Below are 23618 nucleotides of genomic sequence, written 5' to 3'. Positions count from 1 at the left end.
ATAATGGCTAAAACAAGATCCCAAAAAGCCTGTAATAAAACAGGTAAAACTTGATATTGGTCGTCAGACTCTAGTTAAAAAGCTTAGCGGAGGATTGCATTTGCTGCGAGTTGGTCGACATTTTCTCTGCTGTAAGTCGGCAAAAATGCTTTCTTTCACTAAGGTTAGGTGAGTAATTTAAGAATAAACGGGAGGGGCTGTGGCAGGAGCGAGCTTACTAACATTATTAGATGATATCGCCACAGTGCTCGATGATGTTGCAGTCATGAGCAAGGTGGCAGCGCGAAAAACTGCTGGCGTATTGGGTGACGATTTAGCGTTGAATGCCCAGCAAGTATCGGGGGTGCGTGCCGAGCGTGAAATTCCGGTTGTGTGGGCGGTAGCGAAAGGCTCGTTTCGCAATAAGCTTATCTTGGTGCCTGCCGCCTTATTAATCAGCGCTATTGCACCTTGGTTAATTACCCCTTTGTTGCTGCTTGGTGGCTTATTCTTGTGCTACGAAGGATTTGAAAAGGTCATTGATAAAATCTTACACCCCCCCAAACTTGAAGAGTCCGATGTGCTGGAGAGAATGGACGCGGCTGAAGATATCGTTGAATTTGAACGGAAGAAAATTCAAGGCGCGATCCGAACGGATTTTATACTGTCGGCAGAAATTATCGTAATTGCTCTGGGGACGGTGCAATCAGCCCCCATGCTCACCCAAGTGCTGGTGGTGAGTGTGATAGCCCTACTGATGACCATTGGTGTTTATGGCTTGGTGGCTGGTATTGTAAAGCTTGATGACTTGGGTTTGTATTTGGTAAAGAACAGTATCGCCGAGTCATTCAAGCGAACACTTGGCAACGGCCTAATCAAATCAGCTCCCTACCTCATGAAAACACTGGCCGTGGTAGGTACAATCGCAATGTTTTTGGTTGGTGGTGGTATTGTGATTCATAGCATCCCCCACTCGCACATTATGATCGAGCATTTTGTCATTAAGATGTCGATGATACCGGGGAGCATCATGTTGTTACCCGCAGTAATTAATGCGGCTGTGGGCTTGGCAAGTGGTGCCGCGGTGTTAGTCGTTGTAAGTGGGTTTAAAAAGGTAAAAGCGGTTGTACAATCGAGTTAATTACCGATTGACTTAGTGATGAGTGAAGGGGCTTTACTCATCATTAAGACGTACCGTTGAATGACCGAATACACTCAATAACAAGAAATGAAATCATTAATATTGCGACAAAACTGAATATATTCATTGTTAGATTGGTAAGTTCTTCTTCGCTGATATCGATGACAAGCAAAGGGTCATTGGTATGCACTTTCTTTACACTGAATTCTTTTCTTATATTTTCGCTTGTTTCAGGTGTCAGTATAAAATCATCAAGTGCTGTTATTGAACCTGCGGTAAGAGGGTGCTCTCTCATAGTGTTATCCGGCCACTGTCAAATTTATGACGGAAACTATACAGCTCTCCGCACGTATGTAAACAGTGTTTTTTATCGAGTGCTCAGTGATTGAACAATCGATAAAAATCTTGATAGGGCGCGTTGTAAGGTAATAATTGCTGATGAGAATGCCATAACAGTGACAAGCTGATAGCTCTTGTCACAAGGCTGTGTTGATGATGTATTTGTAAATACAGCATCAACGGTACTTAGCTTCAGCGCTAGCTGTTATTCGGCGTCAGTAAAAACTGTTTGAGCAACTGCTCACCTTGTTCTTGTACCATATAACCCGGAACAGGGTAGGTACCATGTGCTTCTGCCAATGCTCGTTGCGTGATCAACGGGATATCGTCGGCAACTAATTCCGGAAAGGTTTCTGGAATATTAAGCTGCTTATTCAAGTCAGCAACCGCTTCGACAAATTCTCGGCCACTATTGACGCCGACTACCTTAGCTAATGCTTCAAGCCGAGGTTTACAGTCTGGGTATAAAAACGCCAAAACTTTGGGTAGCAACACGGCATTGGCTAGCCCATGAGGAATATGGTACATCCCGCCCAGTTGATGGGCAAAAGCATGCACGTAACCGACATACGCCCTTGTAAAGGCACAGCCTGCTTCATATGAGGCAACCGCCATTTTCTCACGAGCTTCTAGGTTCGTTCCGTTTTCATACGCTTCAGGCAAGTAGTTAAATACTTTCTCAACGGCTTTAACCGCAAACTCATCGGTCAGTGGGCTGTGATAGGTGCCGATATACGCTTCAATTGCATGTGTCAGCGCATCCATACCTGTTGCGGCGGTAATATGTGGCGGCAAGCCAACCATGAGAGTTGGATCGATGATGGCAAAGTCGGGTAGCAGGGCTGGATCGACGATAGCGAATTTTTGACGAGCTGCAGGGTCAGAAATAACGGCAGCGACAGTGGCTTCTGAGCCTGTGCCTGCTGTGGTCGGGATTGCCATGAAAGGCGGCAGTTTCTTGCGCACTTTTAGCTTACCCGCAAGAGTACGCACAGGACGGTTACGGACCACTTTAGCACCAATGGCTTTGGCGCAATCAATGGGAGAGCCTCCGCCGATAGCAATGATGGCATCACAGCCGTGCTGGTGGTAAAACTCAGCGCCAATGGCCACCGCAGCAATGGTTGGGTTGGGTGTTACGTCATCGAAAATAAAAAAATCTAGCTGTTTTTCTTTCAATGAGTTGCACAGTGTCGTGGTCATATCCATCGAACCGATCACTTTATCGGTGACAATCAGGACTTTTTTTGCCCCTGTAGAGGCAATCAGCTCACCGGCTTTTAAGATGCTGTCAGCCCCCACTTCTAATTGAGGAAAGCCAATCGCAATAAGCTTATTAAGTTGTTTATTTACACCCACCATGGTTTTGTAGCGCAACATGATTTAATTCCTTTTAAACAATTGTTTGAATTATAACCATAAGATGCCAGTTGAGTATCAGAGGTTGCTCAAAGTTGTGAGTGTTTCTTGCACGTTTATTGTGTTGGAATTTCGCAAAAAAGACAGGGCGACCGAAGCCGCCCCAATTCCGAAGGATTACTCGTAAGCAGAAATATTGCCAAAGTTGACATACTCGCCTGATGCTTCGAAACGGATATAACGAGTTGATAGCTCTGAAGGCACATCAATGAACCATTCGTCATTCACACCAAGTGGCCCTGATGCCCAAACAGGGTTACGTGCCGCGTCGAGTAAAACAATTTCACTGTTTTGCGTTCGTGACTGACAGCAGTCCGTGCGGTTGGTCAGCAAAATAGCGTTTAGCTTGTAGTCTGCCTCTAGGTCGATTTCGAGCCACTCATTGCTACCGCGTTGTGAGTGGACAAAGGTCGATGATAGGCCATCGACAGCGTGGCTGGCAGGGTATTTACTTTCGTTATAGTAACTAGAAATTGTTGTCGGCTTATTTAACGCGACATCGATGTTGTTCCCAGGATCGATGCCAGACCAGCGCATAGAGCCGTTAATAGCCAGTGTGGGTTTATCGAGCCCGAGGCAATAGTCATTCCCGTCGGCTTTGTAATACTCACGTGGTACAACGGCATAACCATGTTGAGAAATTTGCTGCATGGCTTTCTCAGTGATTTCGATGCCCCACATCGTGAGGTAGTCAGCAAAATCTAAGCGGGTAACGAATGAAATGGCAACGGCAAGCCAATCGTTGTTCGCAATTGATTTAATTTCGTCGTAGTTATAATGGCTAAAACCCAATGAATCCCGTTTTAGTAGCCAGTCAGTTTCATTCTTCTTGGCTTGGTTAAACTCACGTTCGAGCATGTGTAACCGCGCGAGTAAGTGCCAACCATCGGTTAACTCGCCTTGGTTTTGTGCCGCCATCATCATTTGTACATACATCCCAACCCCATAATTCCAGCCTGTTAGGCTTGCTTGCTGCATATAGGCAAACGGGTCATCTTGAGTTTGTGCGACTTGCAATGTTTCATACATCGATTTAAAGGGAAGTTTCTGGCAGCTTGGGGCTTGGCCGGTATTTTTGAAAAATTGTGACTTTGAGTAATAAGAATAAGGGTTGGTACTGGCATGTCCTTCCCAGCCACTAAAACGGAAACGTCCTTTTTCTAGTCCATGCCCAAGTTCATGGATATCACCATGACCGACGGGATTAAATGACCAACCAGCATCATAGGGGTTGCCTGAACAGCCATAGCCACAGGTCGGTTGATCGGCGTTCATGTGTTTGACGATATCAAGCGTACTGATGTCCCACCCCTGCTGTGCGGCAAAATCGTGGATTTCTGGGATCACCGAGACCCCATCACCTTTAAATCCTGCGAGTACATGAGGGTAATCATGAATGTAGGCATTGATAGCTTGTGATAGCTTAAATGGCGTTGACCAGTTGGTATTGGACAACGTGGTTTTCATTTTCGAGAGAGTTGAATGGACTTCGAAGTAAGGTGTAGCAACTTCAACCCAATCATAGTCGCCTTGTGCGAATGCTTGCTCGAAGAATACATTGTCACTTTCGCTGCGCCAGTGAGGGTGGCGACCGATATTGGTAAATTCAAACTCAACAGCAAGCTTGTGATCACCACCAAAGCCAATCTGGACTGGGCCACCATAAGGGGAGGTGAATTCAATGGTTTCACCGGGTAATACGTTAATATGCTGCGACTGCAGGTATTTAGGTCGAATATAGCCACCTGATGAGAATGGCTTGGAGGCACCGGAACGCAGGGAATTGACAAAGATGCTTGTCGTTGCTGCTGATTGTGAGTCGATGCGACGTACCGTAAACGTCTGTCCCGGTAGTGCGTACACACCCGCAGATTGGAAATTGGCCTTGCTCAATAGCTCAACCGTGCGATTGCTTGGAGTGATATGACTAAAATTACTTCGGCTGAAGTTACCAAGATCTAACTGGGCTGGGTTCAGCGGGCGATAGTTATAAATGACATGGTCAGCATAATAGGATTGCAAGAACGTGGTGGTATCGGTTGTTTTCATGTTCATGGGGAACACGACAGTTTGACGGAAGTGATCGGCTAATAAAATTAATAGTTTTTGGTAACGTAAATCAGGCTGTTCAAAGAGATTAACCTTGTTGCTATCAAAGCTATTGGTCATGTTGCGAACAACGGTGGTCGCTTCTTGAAACTCTGCCTTGAAGTTATCTAAATTAGAACAGCTTGAATTACATTGGCTTAGGTCGATAGTGAAGCTGCTATCGAGAAAATGTTGGATAAGGGTTTGCACCTTAGCAACATCGACCGGAAGCGTGCCAATTGACGCTGTGATATCAAAGTCATTAAGCCCCAATTTTTTCCAATAATTATCCCACTCATAGCTGACATCAAATGCATTGAACAATGCTTTGCCCAATGCGGTCTGGTTACCATCATGGTGAAGATAGAGCACCGGTATCCCATTTTGTTGGGCAAGCTCGATCTGCTCGGTAATTTGTTCAGCGTCTTCACCAGAACGTAAGTATTGCGAGATGATGATCAAATCAGTGTTAGTACTAATACAGCTTGCGAGCTCGGTACCGTTACAGCTTCGTGCTGGGTTGTAGGCTATCGTGTCTGGGTAGCGATTATCTAACCAATTTCGGGTCGCACTTTCGTCGGGGAAGTAATACCCATTTTCCATTTGAGCAATGACAACATTGAGTCCGTTTGTTGTGATATCAGAGGTGGCTTTTCCTGTCAGCCAGCTAATACTGTTGGCCATGAACTGCTGAGTTTGCTCGTTGGTTTCAAAGCCTCGTTGCCATGTTCGCATTGGATTAGACCCAAGGATCATGTATTTCGATGACGCAGTTTCTCCAATAACTCCAATTGCTTTTTCATAGACGGTTTTGCCCGAGACGAAGACATCATTAGTCATTAGAACGGCTTCGTTGACACCATAGGTGGGGACAAATGTACTGGCATCATGGGTGGGATCCCACGTAATTTGGGTTAGGCTGCTGCCATCGGGCTTAGCTTGCCCGTCTTCTGCTAGGTTAAAGAGTGCGACCTTTGCGTCTAAATAACGGTGACGGTTGACTTCAATTTCGTCCAAAATACTTTGTAATGCCGTTTCACGATCAGGGATCAGCAGTGCATTCCCTGTTTCTATTGCAGCCTCCATTGGATCGGGGCAGCTGTCTGTCACCGCATAGAAAGAGGCTGTTGGCGATAGGCTGTTAACCGGTTGATAGGCAATAAAGCATCCCGTATGGGTATTTTCTGCCTGAGTTGCCAGAGAAGGATCAAGGGAATTATCAATGAAGTAGTCAGGCCATTTATCTTGTCGGATAACCCCTGAATTAAAGGTACTCGGGTCGATGCCTGCAAGCTGGGTGAAGAAGTCAGTTTGTGCCCCTTCACTACGGTAGATAGGAGTAGAGTAGCGCACCGGAGCGCCATAGCGTACATACACTTTTACACCATCAACCTCCACAAAATAGTACCCTGCAATAGGGTCCCAGCTGGGGTGACCATTGCAACTATAAGAGCAATCACCAAGCTCGGTAATGCCTGCAGCTTCTGCTGCGGTAAAAATCTTTTCGAGCGCTTGATTACCTTGGACTGCAAGCTGATCTTGTTGCGAAGCCATGGATGCTGCGCCAGCGGTAAAGCTGCTTAAAGCACAGACCCAGAGAGTGAGTAGAGTGACTATTTTCATTATTGTATTCCCTTATTTAATGAAACTAATGAGTGGGTAGTGGTCATTAAATGAATGAAAACCTGAAATACGACGCAGGCAATTACATGAAGGGAGTCTGTATTTTATGCTATTGATAAGCATGAAAGTTATTTATATATAAAAGCAAGATATCCCTTATACGAATAAGGCTAATTGAGTATTAATATAAAACAAGTTTGATATGTGAGGTTGGTTCATGTCTGCATAAAAGAGAAGCCACTTTAATTGATCCGACAAGATCGAATTAAAGTGGCTTGGGAGCGAGTGGACAGTAAGGGGGGGAGATATCCACTCAATGGGTATTAGTCGTTTTAGATAGCCAGTTCTTCTTCAAGAATGGCAATTATCTCGTCAGCATTATGGCCTGCTCGGAGTTTATCGCGAAAGCTCTGATGGATCAGTTTACGTGCAAGGCCAGAGAAAATTTTCATATGCTGATCGCCATGCTCTTTATTTAGCGTGAGCATGATAATGAAATCGACGTCACCAGAGTCAGACTGCCAATCAATTGGGGTATCGAGGTGAGCGATGCTGATGCTGGAATGGTGAATATGTTCAGATTTGGTATGTGGAATCGCAAATCCATGCCCTAGACCAGTCGAAAACACCGCTTCGCGTGCCCAGATGTCTTCTTCTAGTTTGTAAGCATCGCCAGTTCTGGCGTGTATGCCTAAATTGCCCACCAAAGCCTGAATAGCTTCTTCTTTATTGGCAAACTCGGCATGTTTAAATACACATTCTTTCGCCAATAGCGGCTTCGCGGCCTGCTGGGCATTAGCTTGAGCAAGTAGAGCCTCAACGTCGCTAATGGTCGAGCAATCACAAGCTTGATTGAACAATGCTTGGCAGGATGAGTAGTTAAGCGTACTGAGCGACGCTTTGGTTGCGGCCACTTTGGGCGCACTCATGCTGATTTCATCAAGTCCGGCTCCAACAAGAAGCGGTAGTACTTTGCTGTCGGCACCCAGCTCACCACATAGCCCCACCCAGCGACCATGCTGGTGTGCGGTTGTGACAACTTGTTTTAGCATACGCAGGAAAGCTGGTGCCAAGCTGTTGTAGAGGTGGGCAACACCGTTATTGTCGCGATCAACCGCTAACAGGTATTGGGTCATGTCGTTTGAGCCGATGCTGAAGAAATCGACCTCTTTACAGAACTGATCAACGATGAAGGCCACCGAAGGGATCTCGACCATAATGCCCAGCTCGATAGTGTCTGAATAGCTTAAGCCTTCTTTGGTGAGCTCCTGATTAACAAGCGCTAGTTGTTCTTTCACCCAACGAATCTCTTCGATGCTTTGGATCATCGGGATCATGATTTTTGCTTTTCCATGTACCGATGCACGTAGAATCGCCCGTAATTGAGTATGGAACAGTGAAATAAACTGCGGGTAAATACGTACCGCACGGTAGCCTAAAAACGGGTTGTTTTCGTCGGGTAGGTTGAGGTAATCGATGGGCTTGTCCCCGCCGATATCCATGGTGCGAATGATGACAGGTTTGCCATCGGCTGCGGTGAGTACATCACGGTAATGACCGAGTTGCTCTTCTTCATCAGGCGCTTGATTACGATCCATAAACAGCATTTCGGTGCGGAATAAACCGACGCCTTCGGCACCATTGTTAAAGGCAGCAGGTGCTTCGATGGCACAAGCGATGTTGGCTGCAACTTCTATTGTGTGGCCATCCATGGTAGATGCCTGCAGCTTGGCAAAGGCTTGCTGTTGCTCTTTTTTTGCTTGGCTCAGGTTCATGGCGCGGTTGAAATAACCTTGAACGCCTTGGTTTGGTTTTAAGGCAACCATACCAAGGTCGCCATCAAGATAAACTGTCTGCTCGAGTGCTTCACCACATTGCTTTGCTTCGATCCCTGATAATGTTGGGATATTAAAGGCACGGGCTAAAATGACCGTATGCGACGTGCTGCCTGCGTGGGTCAGTATTAATCCTTTTAGGTATTCCTTATCAAGGCCGAGGAACTGACTTGGGGTTAAATCGTTAGCAATGACGATACTTGGCTCGGTCAGTATAAATTCGTTGTTACATTCAATGAGAGGATAAGCGGCTGTTAATAGCTGTAATGCGACATCTTTTATGTCTATCACACGCTCGCGAAGATAGGCGCTGGAAGACTGCATTAATTGCGCTGAAACATTTTCTACTGTTGCCAAAATAGCATTGGCCGTCGAGTGAGAAGCCAACATCGCCTTAATACTACCCAAAAAGCTCGTATCGTTGAGGATAGAAAGATGAGCGTTGATAATGTCTTCTTCGTGGTGACTTGCTTGCTTAACTGCCTGCTCAAGCTTGGCTGAAACTTGCAGGTGTGCCTGTTCAAAGCGAGTTTGTTCATCGTGACATAGGTCTGTTGCAAACTGCTCTAGATCGATGGCTTTGAAAGACAGGAGCTGACCACAGCCAATGCCGGGTGCGAGTCGTTTGCCATGCACCAATGTTGGTTCATGGCGTAAAAGAGACTGAGGTACTGTGATCGATCCTGTTTCTTTGGGGCTATCCAGCGCTTCATCGCAGTGTGGGAACGTTTGATGGATGTATAAGTTAAGAGCATCGTAAGCCTGTTGGCTGTCTTCTCCCTCAAATGACAGTGTGCACTCATCGTTTAACAGTGTATCTGTTGCGACGAGAGCCAGTACACTTTTGGCATCGCCGGTGTTGCCATTACGGTGATTCAGTAACGTGATCTGACATTTAAAGGCGTTGCATTGGTTTTCTAAATGGCTCGCAGGGCGCGCGTGAATACCGTTAGGTAAGGTGCAATGAAATTGGACTGCTTGTTTCATGGTGAAGGCCTTACTTGTTATGCGCTAGCATTTGCTGACATTGAGAGAAAATACGTCTTGGATGCTGGAGAGCATCTTGGATGGTGACTTCAAGGCATCGTTGTTGTTTAAAGCGGTGGCTATGCTCGATATTGATGTCAGCGGCAAGCACCACTACATCGGCTCGCTGGACATCTTGTTCGCTGAGGCGGTTTTCGATACCCATCGCACCTTGAGTTTCAACTTTGATGGTAATACCGAGCTTTTTCGCTGTTTCGGTCAGCTTATCGGCGGCCATATAAGTATGGGCAATACCTGTCGGACAAGCTGTTATTGCGACCACTCTCATTGTGTATCTCCTGTCATGAACTTTTTAATTTTGATGCTGACATATTAAGAAGTTACATCCTCTGGCGGTAGAAGATAAATCAACCCTTTACTGGACATTTGTAACCGCCATAAACAAGCGTGATAGAGATCGCATTTCATCTAAGAAGAGAGTGGTGAAAGGCCAGATAACCTAATGACTTTAATGTGTTATCTGGCGAAGAGGGCAAGAGCGAGTAAGCTTTATTGAGTGTTGTCTCTCCCCATTAACTGCCACATTTCCTTGGCTATGGTGTAGTGAGGCGTAGCTTGTTGATCTAGGCTATCTGTATCAAGACGCCAAGCAAAAACGCCGCGTGCCCCGCGCTCTTTAGCTATATCGACAAAGGCTGCTGGCGCATCAGCTGGACGGTCATAGCTCTCACTGGCAAGGCCTATTAGCATTTTTGATACCTCGATGCCAGTTTCCTCAAATTGGTCAATGAACTCGAAGCGGTTACCCCAATAAGTTTGTAGATTGACATAGTCAAAGTGCTGGTTAACCAGCTTTCCATCCCAAACGTCGAGTGAGGTGTGATCCGGAGTGATGGTCAGCAGATAAGGGTTATCGCTGCGTCCATCTTCAATGGTAGCGAGATCGATGCGCTTTCTTAATGCTAAAACCAGATCCGTAAATTGGCTTAGATTAATCGGGTCGGTCCCTATTTCATAATCCATATCAAAGCCATCGAGTTGATGGGCGCGCATCATCGTAATGACGCTTTCAGCAAAGACTTCAGGGTCTTGAGCACTTTTCCAGTAGTCTTGCATGCTCCAACCTTCAGAGATTAGCAGCTTGATATCAGGGTTTTTAGCGCGAGCAAGAGTAACAATTTGATCGATACGCTCTTGATCGGTAAACGGAGCTTCTTGGTGAGCGTTCTCATAGCCAAGCTCATAAATACCGTCGCCATCTTCATCGTAGGGATGGGCAAAAGCGATATAAACAAAGTCCATTTTATCGAACGGGGTGTCTTCTCGGAGCCGTTTGTCCCAATTGTCGTCGAAAATACCAAAAAAGTGACCAATCAGCTCGGTATTTGAGGTGGTTTCTGAATCACTATTATCACTACTGCTGTTGCAACCAGTTAGCCCTAGGCTCGCAATGCCTAATGTGGCTGCAAACAGCGCAGTTTTCATGATTTGAATTGTCGGTAATACAGATCGTCTGGACATGGGTTCCTTCCTTAGAAAGATGAGTGTTATTAATGTTCTTGTGTGAACGCTGGTGGGAAGCACGCCACAGCAAGGGCTGAGGCGTACGTTGATAGAGATAAACGATGCCGCTACATTTAGAGCTGCGGCGGATTTGAAGTCATGACAAAGTGCAGGTTGCCATCGGGTTTAAATTCACTGTGGTCAAAGAACAAGTCCTTAGTCAGTGCTTTTCCGTTGATGGTGACCGATTCAACATACAAGTTGTCGGGGCTATTATTCTCTGCGGTAACCGTAAAGTTACCCCCTTCAACAGGTATCGTCGCTTCATTAAACAGTGGGCGGCCTATGGTGTAAGTTGTGCTACCTGGCGTGACTTGATAAAAGCCCAACGCGCTCATGACATACCAAGCTGACATCGCCCCCACATCTTCGTTGCCGACAATCCCTTCAGGGGTGGCAAGGTAGAACTCTTCCAGTATTTGATCGACATATTCTTGGGTTTTCCAAGGCGTCGTGGTGTAGTTATATAGATAAGGCACATGTTGGTCCGGCTCGTTACCATGGACATACTGGCCTATTAGCCCTGTCATATCACTGGTGCCTTCTTGCTCCTCGGCATTGAATAAGGCATTAAGATTTTCTCGGAAGGCCGTTTCTCCCCCCATTACTGACTTCAACCCATTGATGTCATGTGGGGCGAACCATGTCCATTGCCAGCCATTTCCTTCGGTGTAGTCACCAGTTTCATGCTCGGCATTGTAAGGGTCAAAAGGCGTTCGCCAGCTTCCATCCAACATTACCGGGCGCATAAAGCCAGTGGCACTATGCTCGGTATACTCTGCGGGATTGAAATCGAAATAGCGCTGGTAACCTTTTGCCCGCTCCATGTATTTGTTATAAGCAGGATCGCTACCCGCTAACTTGGCAATTTGAGCAATACACCAGTCGTAGTAGGCATTTTCCAGTCCGTAAGAAACCGATTCGTTAGTTTCATCGGCGGGTGCATAGCCGATATCTTCAATGTATTTAATGTGTGGAGTCATGACTTTATTGAGCAAGTCTTGATCCCAGTGCTGAAAATCTTCAGGGTGCCATGTCGAGCTGGCAATACCGGCTTCGAGTGCCTCAAGCTTTTGCTGTTGGGTGAAAGCGTCAGGGTATTTGATCATCGCATCAGCAATGATGGCAACAGCAGGGTAGCCCACCATGGTGCCAGTGTAGTTGCTGTGTAGCTCCCACTTGGGTAATAGGCCGCCTTCTTTCTGCTTCTCGACCAAGTTGAGTGCGTACTCCACGGCACGATTGGGCTCGGTAATGGTTTTCAATGGGTGTAAGGCGCGGAAGGTATCCCACATTGAATAGACCGTATAATTGGTTTGTCCTTCTGGGTTGGTATAAATCGTTTTGTCCATTCCCCGGTACTGACCATCTACATCTTGGTGGATCATTGGCGCTAATTTAGTGTGGTAGAGCGCGGTATAGAAAATGGTCTTTTGATCGTCGCTGCCGCCTTGGATGTAGAACGGGTCAAGGCTCTCTTCCCAACGTTGCTCGGCTTGCTGGTGAGCAAGATCAAAATTGATATCAGCTGCTTCTGCCGCTAAGTTGGCTTCAGCGCCAGCTGTACTTACAGGGGATAATGCCACCTTGATTTCCAACGGCTCATTGCTGGGTTCAAACTCGATAAAGGCCACGATCTTTTTGCCATTACCGGTATTACCTCCAATATCTTGCCCTTCATCTGTAATTTGAAATTGCTTGATCGGAGACGAGAACGTTGCGACAAAATACACATGCTGATCAGCTGCCCAGCCGCCACTGATCCGCTTACCAATGACCGTTTTGTCATCAATGAAAGTGATTTCATTTTCTAGGCTGACGCCACCCCAGTCTTCGTTTAAGGTATGACCAAGATCGATTTTCAGTTTTTGTGGTTGATCGGAAGGGTAGTGATAACGGTGGAGACCAACCCGTGGGGTTGCGGTGAGCTCTGCTTCAATGCCTGAGTTATCGAGTGTAACTTGGTAGTAACCAGCTGTTGCATGCTCGTTCGATTTTTGAAATTCAGACTCTTGGTGCTGATCATCCTGGCTGTAAGGCATAAACAAGATATCACCTAAATCACCAATGCCTGTACCGCTTAAGTGGGTGTGGCTAAAGCCATAGAGTGTGGTGTCATCATAGTGATAACCACTGGATGAGTGCCAGCCGGTAAGGTGGGTATCGGGACTTAATTGGACAAACCCTTCGGGCACGACAGCGCCAGGAAAAGTATGGCCATTAAATCCGGTGCCAATAAAAGGGTCAACATACTCTAGGACGTTCGTTGGCTGTGTTTTTCCGCCATCATCGGATTGATTATTATCAGAATTACAACCTGCTAGTGATGCTAAAGTGGCTGAAAGTGTTATTGCTAGAATGTGCTTATTAAACATAACAGACCTTTTGATATAAAATAAAGTGATGTAAAAAGAAAGTGATGCAAAAAGAAAATGTAGAGTTACTTACTCATGTTTATTAATGCTTTGTATTGAGTAAACTATTGCGAGACTTATTATCGGACGTATAGAAATAGTTAATAGTGGACATTTGTGCCCTTTATAGGATATTTGTGCCTAATGGCTGACGATGTGACTTTTATTCCAATGCATAATGACTGATGAAATTTACTGCGAATTGAGATCGCCAACACAATTGTTTATATAAGGTAATAAAGTCCAGTAAATGAATTAAAAGTCGTATTAAATTAAAACTTCCTCCTCGATAGAATTTCTAATGATAATTCAAACCCAATGCAAACTTAATAATTTCGACAATGTTGGGTATCTATTTTATTAGGAGTTTATATGTTTACACGTGCACTCTTAGCTGTGTCTATTGCCGGTGTTATCGGTTTAACCGGATGTAACTCTAATGGCGATGACAACAGTAAGGTTGATGAGCGCCCAGACTATTACAAAGTGCTAGATTACGTTAACCCTTTTGTTGGTACAGGACCTGATGGACACACTTTTCCTGGAGCGGCTTTTCCATCTGGTATGGTACAGCTAAGTCCTGATACAACTATGGAAGGTTGGGGCTCGGCTGCGGGCTATTTTGATGATGGTACCACTGAAGATATTCCTGTTTATGGTTTTAGCCATACGCATTTAAGTGGAACTGGGATCACGGATCTTGGTGATATTCTTATTTTGCCTTACACCAATGATGAAAATAGCCGTTATAACACGTTTGATAAAAGCAATGAAAAGGCAACGCCAGGCTATTACTCTGTTGAGTTAAATCGTGGTGATATAAAGGCAGAGCTGACAGTTTCACCGCGTGTTGGCTATCATAAATACCAATTTAAGTATGGCGAAAAACCTTCAATTAAATTAGACCTAGCGCATACGTTAAATAAAAGCTGGGGGAATAAGTCATTATTCAATGAACTAGAAATAATTGATGAATACACCGTTAGAGGCCATAGGAAAAGTGATTCTTGGTCGAAAAATCAAAGCGTGTATTTCTATGCGAAGTTTTCTGCTCCGATTGTTTCAAATAAAGTCGTCGCTGATGGCGTAGAGTTTGACGATGTGCTGAATAACGTCAATATCGAAGCTGAAGAGGTCGTGTCATATTTTGAATTTGAGCCAAGTAATGAACCACTGGAAATTAAACTGGCGATTTCACCAACGAGCATGGAAGGTGCACAACTCAACCTTGAATCTGAAGTGCCAAATTGGGGGTTTAAAGCGCTACATGATGCCGCTGAAAAAGCTTGGGCTGATGAATTAAGTACTGTAGAAATCTCGGGAGGAACTGAAACCGAAAAAACCAATTTCTATTCCGCGATGTATCATACCCAAATTGCCCCGATGATCTTCCAAGACGTTGACGGTCAATATCGGGCTATGGATCCGGCAAAAACCATCAAGCAGGCAGACGGTACCCCGAACTATACCGTTTATTCAATGTGGGATACGTTCCGAGCATTCCACCCGTTACAAACCATTATTCATCCAGATAAAGCTGAACAATATGTCAACGACTTGATCCGCAAACAGAGAGATGGTGGTTTATTACCGAAATGGGAGCTGCACGGCCACTACACTGGCACCATGATTGGTTACCCATCGGTTTCAATCATTGCCGATGCGCTGACAAAAGGCTTTGATATCGATATCAACGATGCTTTGCATGCAGTGAAGGAAACCACGACTTACGACTTATCCCGCTTCCCTGATTGGGATCAGAATACGTTGGCCTATGTGCAGGACTTGCAGATGAAGGCAAACATTGAGGATGGTTTTGTCCCATATGGCTATTGGAACTCGGCATCATACGGCATCGAATATTCATACTATGACTGGGCGGTATCGGAGATTGCACGATTAGCCGGTGATAGTGCCACCCAGCAGACGTATCTTGATCGCTCTAAGCATTACCTGAAGTATTGGGACGCTGAGACTCGCTTCTTCCGCGCCCTTAATTCTGATGGTTCATTTAACTTACCGGAAGGGGAAGATGAGTTCGACCCGTATCATGTCGATGAGTTTGCTTTCACTGAAGGCAATGCTTGGCAGTGGAAGTGGCAAACCTTTCATGACTTTAATAAGTTAGAAGAGCTATTGGGCGGTAAAGAAGGATTCAAGCAAGATCTTGATGCTCTGTTTAAAGCCGATGAATCAACCAGTGGTGAAGATCTTCCGGATATGACAGGGTTTATCGGGCAGTACTTGCATGGCAACGAGCCATCACACCATATTGTCTACCTATGGAACCGTACTGATGAGCCGTGGCAGACTCAAGAGTACTTAGATAGGGTAATGCGAGAGTTTTACACTCCAACACCTGACGGCTTAATAGGAAATGAAGATGTGGGTCAAATGTCGGCGTGGTATGTACTCAGTGCGATGGGCTTCTATCAGGTGACACCGGGGATCCCTGAATACACCATTGGCCGTCCATTATTCGATAAGGTTGAAATCAACTTACCAGACGGGGCATTCACGGTTATTGCCGAGAACAATAGTCCTGCTAATAAGTATGTGCAGAGCGTGACGATTAACGGTAATACTTTGGCTGAAGGCTGGGTATTTAATCATAGTGATATCGTTGCTGGTGGTGAGCTGAGATTTGTGATGACAGATAAAAAGCCTACCAGTTAATAGCGCTTATAAAAAACACCTCCGTCATGGAGGTGTTTTTGTGGTTGCTTATAAACCAATGAGAGATTACTCACAGCCTTTTGGGGTGGTTACAAATTTATAGTGAATGCGTAAATTATCCTATATATCCCCAAGTGCCATTAACGAATAATAAACACCAGATAATCCAATATCGTTTTGATATACAAATTAATAATAAATTAGCAGGTTTGTTGTTCTTCTCAATAATAAACTCTAGCTATATAAGGTGGCATTATGTTCCAAAAGAAATATATACCATTGGCAATTGCTTTATCGCTAGGTTTGAGTGGGTGTAATTCTGATAGTGGTAATAGTAGCGACGATAAAGATAATGAAATTGTCGTTGATATGGAAATACTGAATTACGTTGATCCATTTATCGGTACAGCGGGTTCTGGCCATACATTCCCTGGGGCGACGGTGCCTCAAGGTATGGTGCAGCTAAGTCCAGATACCACGCTGGATGGTTGGCACTCTGCCAGTGGTTATCATGATGCCAGTGATTATGAAAAGGGCGAAATCATAGATAAAGATATTACAGTCTATGGTTTTAGTCATACTCACCTTAGTGGAACTGGGGTCACAGATTTAGGCGATATACTTATTCTTCCTTATACGGATGAAAGTAATGCAGAGGAAAATACATTCGATAAAGCCTCTGAAGAGGCATCGGCCGGTTATTATAAAGTTAAGTTAAATAAATCGAATATCGAGGCGGAATTAACAGCATCAACCCGTGTGGGTGTTCATAAATATACTTTCCCTAAAGGTAGTGAGCGTAAAATTAAATTAGATATTGGCCATACATTGCAAGCAAATGGTGGTGAAAGTGTATTAAATAAAATTGAAGTGGTTGATGATTACACCATCCGTGGTCGCCGGGTCAGTGGCTCTTGGGTAAAAGATCACAATATCTTCTTTTATGCCAAATTCTCAGCGCCGATTGCTAATGCATTTATGTTAAACCAAGATGATGCCGAGCGTTCATTACCACATGGTGCAGTCCGCACTGATACTGAAATAGCCGCCTATCTTGATTTTGGTTCAGAAAGTAATGAGCCGATTGAAGTGCGAGTGGGGATCTCGCCAGTTGATTGGAAAGGGGCTGAGCTGAATTTGGAGTCGGAAGTCCCTAATTTTGATTTCGCGCAGGTGAAAGAAGATGCTGAATACGCTTGGGCAAAAGAGCTGTCTGTCATTGGACTAAAAGGCGGAAGCGAGGTTGAGAAAACCAACTTCTACACCGGTTTTTATCACAGCCAAATAGCGCCAATTGTGTTTGAAGATGTTGATGGTCGATACCGCGATTTACTGGGTTTTATTCGCGAAGAAGATGGGTTGACCAACTACTCAATCTACTCGATGTGGGATACCTTCCGAGCGGTACATCCATTACAGACAATTATCTATCCACAGCGTGCCGAAGACTTTGCGAATGATTTAATTCGTAAGCAACAGAACGCCGGGATCTTGCCTAAATGGGAAGCCCATTCAAGCTATACAGGTACTATGATTGGCTATCCATCGGTAGCTATCATTGCCGATGCGATAGTCAAAGGCATGGATGTTGATCCCAACGATGCACTACTAGCAGCAACGGAAAGCTCGACTTACCACCCAGAAGATTTCCCGCAAATTCCTGATGATATCTTAGCGTCAGTGATGCCAGGCCAGTACAGCTATTATGAGCAATACCAGTTTATCCATGTGCCGAACTGGAACTCGGTCTCTTATGCTTTAGAGATGTCGTATTACGATTGGACGATTGCCCAGATAGCGAAAGCGGCAGGCGATACACAGAATTACGACAAGTACATGGATCGCAGTACGTGGTCGCAAAATCATTGGGATCCGGTCGAGAAGTTCTTCGTCCCGGTTGATGATACCGGCACCAAGCTTGCTGAATTTGACCCGTATAAAGTGGACCATTACTGGTTTACTGAAGGCAATGCTTGGCAGTGGCAATGGACATTGATGCAGGATTTAGATCGCCTCACTGAATTGATGGGCGGTGCTGATGGTCTGAATAAGAAGCTAGACGAGCTGTTTAACGCCGAGCCGAACGAAGGTGATTTGCAAGATATGACAGGCTACATTGGCCAGTATGTTCACGGTAATGAGCCATCGCATCATGTCATTTATTTGTACAACCGTACCAATCAACCTTGGAAAGCGCAGGAATACTTGGATCAGGTGTATAAGGACTTCTATCACAACGGTCCTGACGGTTTGATTGGTAATGAAGATGTTGGTCAGATGTCGGCTTGGTACATCATGAGTACGATGGGCTTCTATCAAATCACTCCTGGAGACCCTACTTACACTATCGGGCGTCCTGTCTTTGATGAAGTAACTGTGCATCTGCCTGAAGGTGAGTTCAAAGTGGTCAGCGAAAATAACGGCCCAGATAACCTTTACGTGCAAGAGGTGACGATTAACGGTAAGCCGCTGGATAAATACAATACTTTCGCACATAGCGAAATCTATCCGGGTGGCGAGTTACGTTTCGTCATGACCGACCAGCAACCCGTTAACTAAACCACACACAATTAACGCAGCCATATACGCACGCAACTATATACGATTAACGTAGCAGCAAACAGGCAAGGGAGTGCTCTCTTGCCTGCTTTCACACATCCTTGCAACTACGCCGCTTAGCGAGTTGCCAACTATTTATAACGTCAGGTATTGCCAGATCTCGGTATTTCGATTTAGCGGTAAGGGATCGCTGTATCTGAAGAAAATGTTCATGGAGGTAACATGTTTCAACGTACGCTGATTGCGACTGCCATTATTCTATCGCTTGGGCTGGTGGGGTGTAACTCCAGCAGCAGTGATACTAAAACACAGCCTGATGACTCACTGACTTTACTGCAATATGTTGACCCGTTTATCGGTACTGATGGGCTGGGAAATGTGATCCCCGGGGCTGTTGTACCAGAAGGGATGATCCAGCCAAGCCCCGATGGTGCTAAAGACGACAATACGCCGACGGACTACCACTACTCAAACAATAGGATTTCTGGTTTTAGTACTACCCATATTTCAGGGGCGGGCAAAGGGGATCTGAACGATTTTGCTTTCATGCCATACACCGGATTTAATGCTGGGGTAGCGACTATAGATAAAGCTACCGAAGTGTCGACGCCGGGGTATTACTCGGCTGATTTAATCGAGAATCACATTCAAACCGAACTAACGGCAACCAAGCGCGTGGCTTTTCATCGCTATCATTTTCCTGACGACCAAGATCGCAAGGTCAAGGTTGATTTGGGCCATGAACTGCTAGGTGAGTGGGGCAATCATAGCCGCGAAATCAGCTTCAAAATTGTCGGTGACAATGCGATTGCGGGTATGCGAGTAAGTAACGAGTGGGCGCAGTACCAGACGGTGTATTTCTATGCTGAGTTCTCCGAACCTTTTGAGTCGTATCTGGTACTCAATGAAGGGGTACAAACCGAGGAGACTGAAATCACGGATAGCCGCGATGTGATCACCCACCTTAATTTTGGTCAGGGTAGCGAAGCACTGCAGGTGAAGGTAGCGATTTCACCCCTGAGTATGGATAGCGCCAAAGCCAATATTGCGGCGGAGACTACCGGCTTCGAATTTGATGAGGTGCGAGATAAAGCGGCTGTTGCTTGGCATGACGTGCTGGAAAAATTCCAGTTGAAAGGCGGGACAGAAGCGGAGAAAACCATTTTCTATACCGCGCTTTATCACACCTATTTCGCCCCTTTTGTATATCAAGACAGTGATGGCCAATACAGAGGTATGGATGGAAAAGCCTACCAGGCCGAAGAAGGCTTTACCAATTATTCGGTGTATTCGATGTGGGATACTTTCCGTGCTGCCCACCCGTTAAAAACCATCATCGATAAAGAGCGCTCCATTGAATATGTTCATGATCTGCTGAATAAATTTAAAACCGGTGGGGTGTTACCGAAGTGGGAATTGCATTCCGACTATACCGGTGAAATGGTGGGTTATCCGGCGGTTTCGGTGATTGCCGATACCATGGTGAAATATCCAGAAGCTTTTACTCAGCAAGATTATGAGTTGGCATTGGCTGCGGCTGAAGTCAGTGCTAACTTTGACATGAGCATTACGGGTGATTGGATCCCGTATCAGGATGCGTGGAACGGTGATAAGCGCTGGATTGTCATGACCCGCCATGGCGAATATCAGGAAGATCTTGGTTATGTGCCAGCCGACATTAAAAACAACCCCGCAGATATCTACGACACCATTGTTAATGAATCCGTTTCTTATGGGCTAGAGAACGCCTATTACGATTGGTGTATTGCCCAAATAGCCCGTTTAGCGGGTGATAAACAGCAAGAAACTCGTTACCTCGACCGGTCGAAAGCGTTCAAGAACTACTTCGATTATAACCCGAGTGAATATGGCCAATACGGTGCGACAGGGTTTATGCGCCCGAAGAACCTCGATGGCTCTTGGGTTAACAATATGTCGTCGTGTGAAGGCGATGATTGTGAAGGTGCACCGCTGGATTATTTCTGGCCATATAAAGCCGAGCACCGAGGGGAAGACTTCACTGAAGGCAATACATGGCAGTGGACATGGTTTGCGCCACATGACATTGACGGGCTAAAAGAAGTGATGGGCGGAGAGCAAGCGTTTCTTGCCAACCTCAACGCGTTGTTTAATGCCGATTCAGATGCCGATACTAGCCAGGGCGATATGACGGGCTATATCGGTCAGTATGTCCACGGTAATGAACCCGATCATCATGTTATCTATCTCTACAACTACACCGAAGAGCCTTGGAAGGTACAAGAGTATATCGACGAGGTCATGGATACTTTCTACCTCCCGATCCCTGATGGTTTGATAGGTAATGAAGACGTTGGCCAGATGTCAGCATGGTACATCATGAGTGCAATGGGCTTCTATCAAATATCTCCTGCAGAACCGGTATATACCATTGGTCGTCCGCTATTCGATGAAATGACGGTGGCTGTCGACGGTGGGTTATTCACCATCACCGCTGAGAATAACAGCCCCGACAATATCTACGTCGAGTCGGTCACCATCAATGGCAAGAAACTCGATAGCAACAACACCTTTAGCCATGACGAAATTTACGCCGGCGGACAGCTGAGCTTTGTTATGTCGAACCAAAAGCCTGATGCACCTGCCAAATAATGTCGGCATGCGAATCAAACAAAATTTACATTGGAGGTTATATGTTTAAACGTTCATTACTTGCCGCAGCGGTTGCTGTCTCGATAGGTTTGGTCGGATGTAATTCGAACAGTAATAGCAACACTGACGATGGCAAAGATACGCCGAAAGTTGATTTAGTCAAATATGTTGATCCGATGATCGGCACAGGCGGTTTAGCCAATACCTATCCGGGGGCAACGGTCCCTCACGGTATGGTGCAATTAAGCCCGAATAACGGTACCGGTGGCTGGGATTACATCAGTGGCTATCATTACCATGACGATCGGCTGGTGGGTTTTAGCCATACCCAGCTATCTGGTACGGGGGCTGGGGACTTGAACGATATCTTGTTGATGCCATTTAACAGCCGCTCGGATGAAATGCGTGGTACTAGCGAAGCGTCGCACTTTAGCCATGACAACGAAACGGCAGAGGCTGGCTCCTACAAAGTCATGCTTGATGATTATGGTATTGAGGCCGAGCTGACCACCACCAATCGCGTTGGCTTTCACCGCTACACCTTCCCTAAAGATGCCGACTCTAAGGTCGTGCTGAATTTGGGGTATGCCCTTAACTGGGATTCGCCGACAGATACGGTGATCAAAGTGGTTGATGAGACGACGCTGGAAGGCTATCGCTATTCAACCGGTTGGGCTGCCGATCAACGTGAACACTTCGTGATTAAATTCTCGAAACCCATGACAGGCTTTGAGTTGAAAGATGATGAGACGGGTCAGGTTGTTGGCGGCAATGAAGTACAAAGCACCAAAACCCGTGGTTACTTTAACTTTGATACCAGCGCGGATGAAACGGAAGTGTTGGTGAAAGTTGCTCTGTCATCGGTGGATGTTGCTGGTGCCTACAAAAACCTCGATGCAGAATTGAAAGGCTGGGACTTTGATGATACCCGCCAAGCCGCTCGAGATGCATGGCAAACCGAGCTAGAAAAAGTGGCCGTTACCAGTGATGATGAGACCAAAAAGCGGATCTTCTACACCGCGATTTATCACTCTTACCTTGGGCCGACATTGCATTCAGATGTCGATGGTCGCTATAAAGGTGCGGATCATCAAATCCAGCGCGCCTATGGTTTCGATCGTTATGATACTTTTTCACTGTGGGACACCTATCGAGCCACCCATCCGTTCCAGACGCTGGTTGAGCCAGACAGGGTAAGTGATATGGTCAATTCGATGCTGTCCCATTACGAGGAAACGGGTTTGTTGCCAGTGTGGTCAATGAAAGGTAACGAGACCAACATGATGCTGGGTTATCACGCTGTTCCTGTGATTACGGATGCGTGGCTAAAAGGCATTGAAGGCTTTGATCCTAAGTTGGCGTTAGAAGCGATGAAGGCATCGGCAGCGTCAGATCGTGCCGAGATTGTTGCCTATCGTGAAAAGGGCTATGTACCTTATAGTGAAGAAGAAGGTGGTGATGGTTGGGCGGCGTCACGCGCAATGGAATATTCCTATGATGATTGGGCAATTGCGCAAATGGCACAGTCCTTGGGTAAAGAGTCGGATTTTCAGCACTTTATCAGGCAGGCTAAAAACTGGCAGAATCAGTATGACAGTAGTCGAGATTGGTTTGTTCCACGGCTAGAAAACGGTGACTTTATCTCGGATTTCGATCCAGAACGTTATGAGGCCGGCTTTGCTGAAAGTAATGCTTGGCAGTATTTCTGGCATGTTCAGCATGATATTGCAGGACTTGTCGACAAGATGGGTCAGGAAGCCTTTATCCAGCGTTTGGATGATTTATTCGAGACCACACCTGATCCCGAGCAAGAGCTGCCGATCTTCAGTACCGGTATGGTAGGGCAGTATGTGCAAGGAAATGAGCCGGATCACCATGCCCCATACCTCTTCAACTATGTGGGTCAGCCTTGGAAAACCCAGAAGTGGCTGAAGGAAGTGGTGGATGTGTGTTACACCGATAAGCCTGAAGGGATTTGCGGCAATGATGACTACGGCCAGATGTCGAGTTGGTATGTGTTCACTGCGATGGGGTTCTATCCGGTAAACCCTGCCGATCAACGCTATGTAATTGGCAGCCCTATGTTCCCAGAAGTGGCGCTGAATTTACCTAACGGCAATATCTTTACCGTGAAAGCTGAGCAGGTGTCGGAGCAGAATATTTATATTCAATCCGTCACGTTAAATGGTAATAGTCTTGATCGTTCATGGATCAGCCACGGCGAAATCACTCAAGGCGGTGAGCTGGTGTTCGAAATGGGTAATGAACCCAACTATAGCTGGGCAACAACCCCAGATGCTTTCCCGCCATCGTGGACAGCGGAAGGGCCATTTAACTAAATCGCTATTGTTCTAAGAGGATAAA

Annotated in this window: 12 protein-coding genes; 5 read left to right on the top strand and 7 right to left on the bottom strand. The window is 45.9% G+C overall.

Features of this window, described 5'->3' with window-relative positions; translation table 11 throughout:
- Positions 1 to 199 precede the first annotated feature (199 nt).
- The gene (locus tag L4D09_RS04240; protein WP_428456251.1) at positions 200 to 1120 is read left to right on the top strand and encodes a DUF808 domain-containing protein; all 921 of its coding nucleotides are present in this window, start codon (positions 200 to 202) and stop codon (positions 1118 to 1120) included.
- Between the two features lie 43 nt (positions 1121 to 1163).
- Here L4D09_RS04240 and L4D09_RS04235 read toward each other — a convergent pair whose 3' ends face one another.
- From L4D09_RS04235 to L4D09_RS04205, 7 genes are all read right to left on the bottom strand, one after another.
- On the bottom strand, positions 1164 to 1415 hold the full coding sequence (locus tag L4D09_RS04235) for a hypothetical protein (protein ID WP_428456250.1): 252 nt from the start codon (positions 1413 to 1415) through the stop codon (positions 1164 to 1166).
- 242 nt (positions 1416 to 1657) lie between these two features.
- Positions 1658 to 2839, bottom strand: a complete 1182-nt coding sequence (locus tag L4D09_RS04230; RefSeq protein WP_428456249.1) for an iron-containing alcohol dehydrogenase — start codon at positions 2837 to 2839, stop codon at positions 1658 to 1660.
- Positions 2840 to 2995: 156 nt separating this feature from the next.
- The gene (locus tag L4D09_RS04225) at positions 2996 to 6589 is read right to left on the bottom strand and encodes an ImpA family metalloprotease (protein ID WP_428456248.1); all 3594 of its coding nucleotides are present in this window, start codon (positions 6587 to 6589) and stop codon (positions 2996 to 2998) included.
- 332 nt (positions 6590 to 6921) lie between these two features.
- The gene (ptsP, locus tag L4D09_RS04220; RefSeq protein ID WP_428456247.1) at positions 6922 to 9411 is read right to left on the bottom strand and encodes a phosphoenolpyruvate--protein phosphotransferase; all 2490 of its coding nucleotides are present in this window, start codon (positions 9409 to 9411) and stop codon (positions 6922 to 6924) included.
- Between the two features lie 10 nt (positions 9412 to 9421).
- Positions 9422 to 9739, bottom strand: coding sequence for a PTS fructose transporter subunit IIB (locus L4D09_RS04215; RefSeq protein WP_428456246.1), 318 nt, complete (start codon positions 9737 to 9739; stop codon positions 9422 to 9424).
- A 221-nt stretch (positions 9740 to 9960) separates the two neighbouring features.
- The gene (locus L4D09_RS04210; protein WP_428456245.1) at positions 9961 to 10932 is read right to left on the bottom strand and encodes a glycosyl hydrolase family 18 protein; all 972 of its coding nucleotides are present in this window, start codon (positions 10930 to 10932) and stop codon (positions 9961 to 9963) included.
- Positions 10933 to 11048: 116 nt separating this feature from the next.
- Positions 11049 to 13349, bottom strand: coding sequence for a GH92 family glycosyl hydrolase (locus tag L4D09_RS04205; RefSeq protein WP_428456244.1), 2301 nt, complete (start codon positions 13347 to 13349; stop codon positions 11049 to 11051).
- A 411-nt stretch (positions 13350 to 13760) separates the two neighbouring features.
- Here L4D09_RS04205 and L4D09_RS04200 point away from each other — a divergent pair, with 411 nt between their 5' ends.
- The 4 genes from L4D09_RS04200 (at position 13761) to L4D09_RS04185 (ending at position 23593) form a co-directional block, all read left to right on the top strand.
- On the top strand, positions 13761 to 16064 hold the full coding sequence (locus L4D09_RS04200) for a GH92 family glycosyl hydrolase (RefSeq protein WP_428456243.1): 2304 nt from the start codon (positions 13761 to 13763) through the stop codon (positions 16062 to 16064).
- Positions 16065 to 16319: 255 nt separating this feature from the next.
- Positions 16320 to 18623, top strand: a complete 2304-nt coding sequence (locus L4D09_RS04195) for a GH92 family glycosyl hydrolase (protein ID WP_428456242.1) — start codon at positions 16320 to 16322, stop codon at positions 18621 to 18623.
- Positions 18624 to 18845: 222 nt separating this feature from the next.
- Positions 18846 to 21254: a GH92 family glycosyl hydrolase gene (locus L4D09_RS04190; protein ID WP_428456241.1), complete on the top strand. Its 2409-nt coding sequence runs from the start codon at positions 18846 to 18848 to the stop codon at positions 21252 to 21254.
- Positions 21255 to 21295: 41 nt separating this feature from the next.
- Positions 21296 to 23593, top strand: a complete 2298-nt coding sequence (locus L4D09_RS04185) for a GH92 family glycosyl hydrolase (RefSeq protein WP_428456240.1) — start codon at positions 21296 to 21298, stop codon at positions 23591 to 23593.
- Positions 23594 to 23618 lie beyond the last annotated feature (25 nt).

This window comes from Photobacterium makurazakiensis, from assembly GCF_050336715.1.
Taxonomy (GTDB): Bacteria; Pseudomonadota; Gammaproteobacteria; order Enterobacterales; family Vibrionaceae; genus Photobacterium; species Photobacterium makurazakiensis.
The sequence above is the reverse complement of the archived record's forward strand: the minus strand, read 5'-3'. Positions and strand labels throughout refer to the sequence as shown.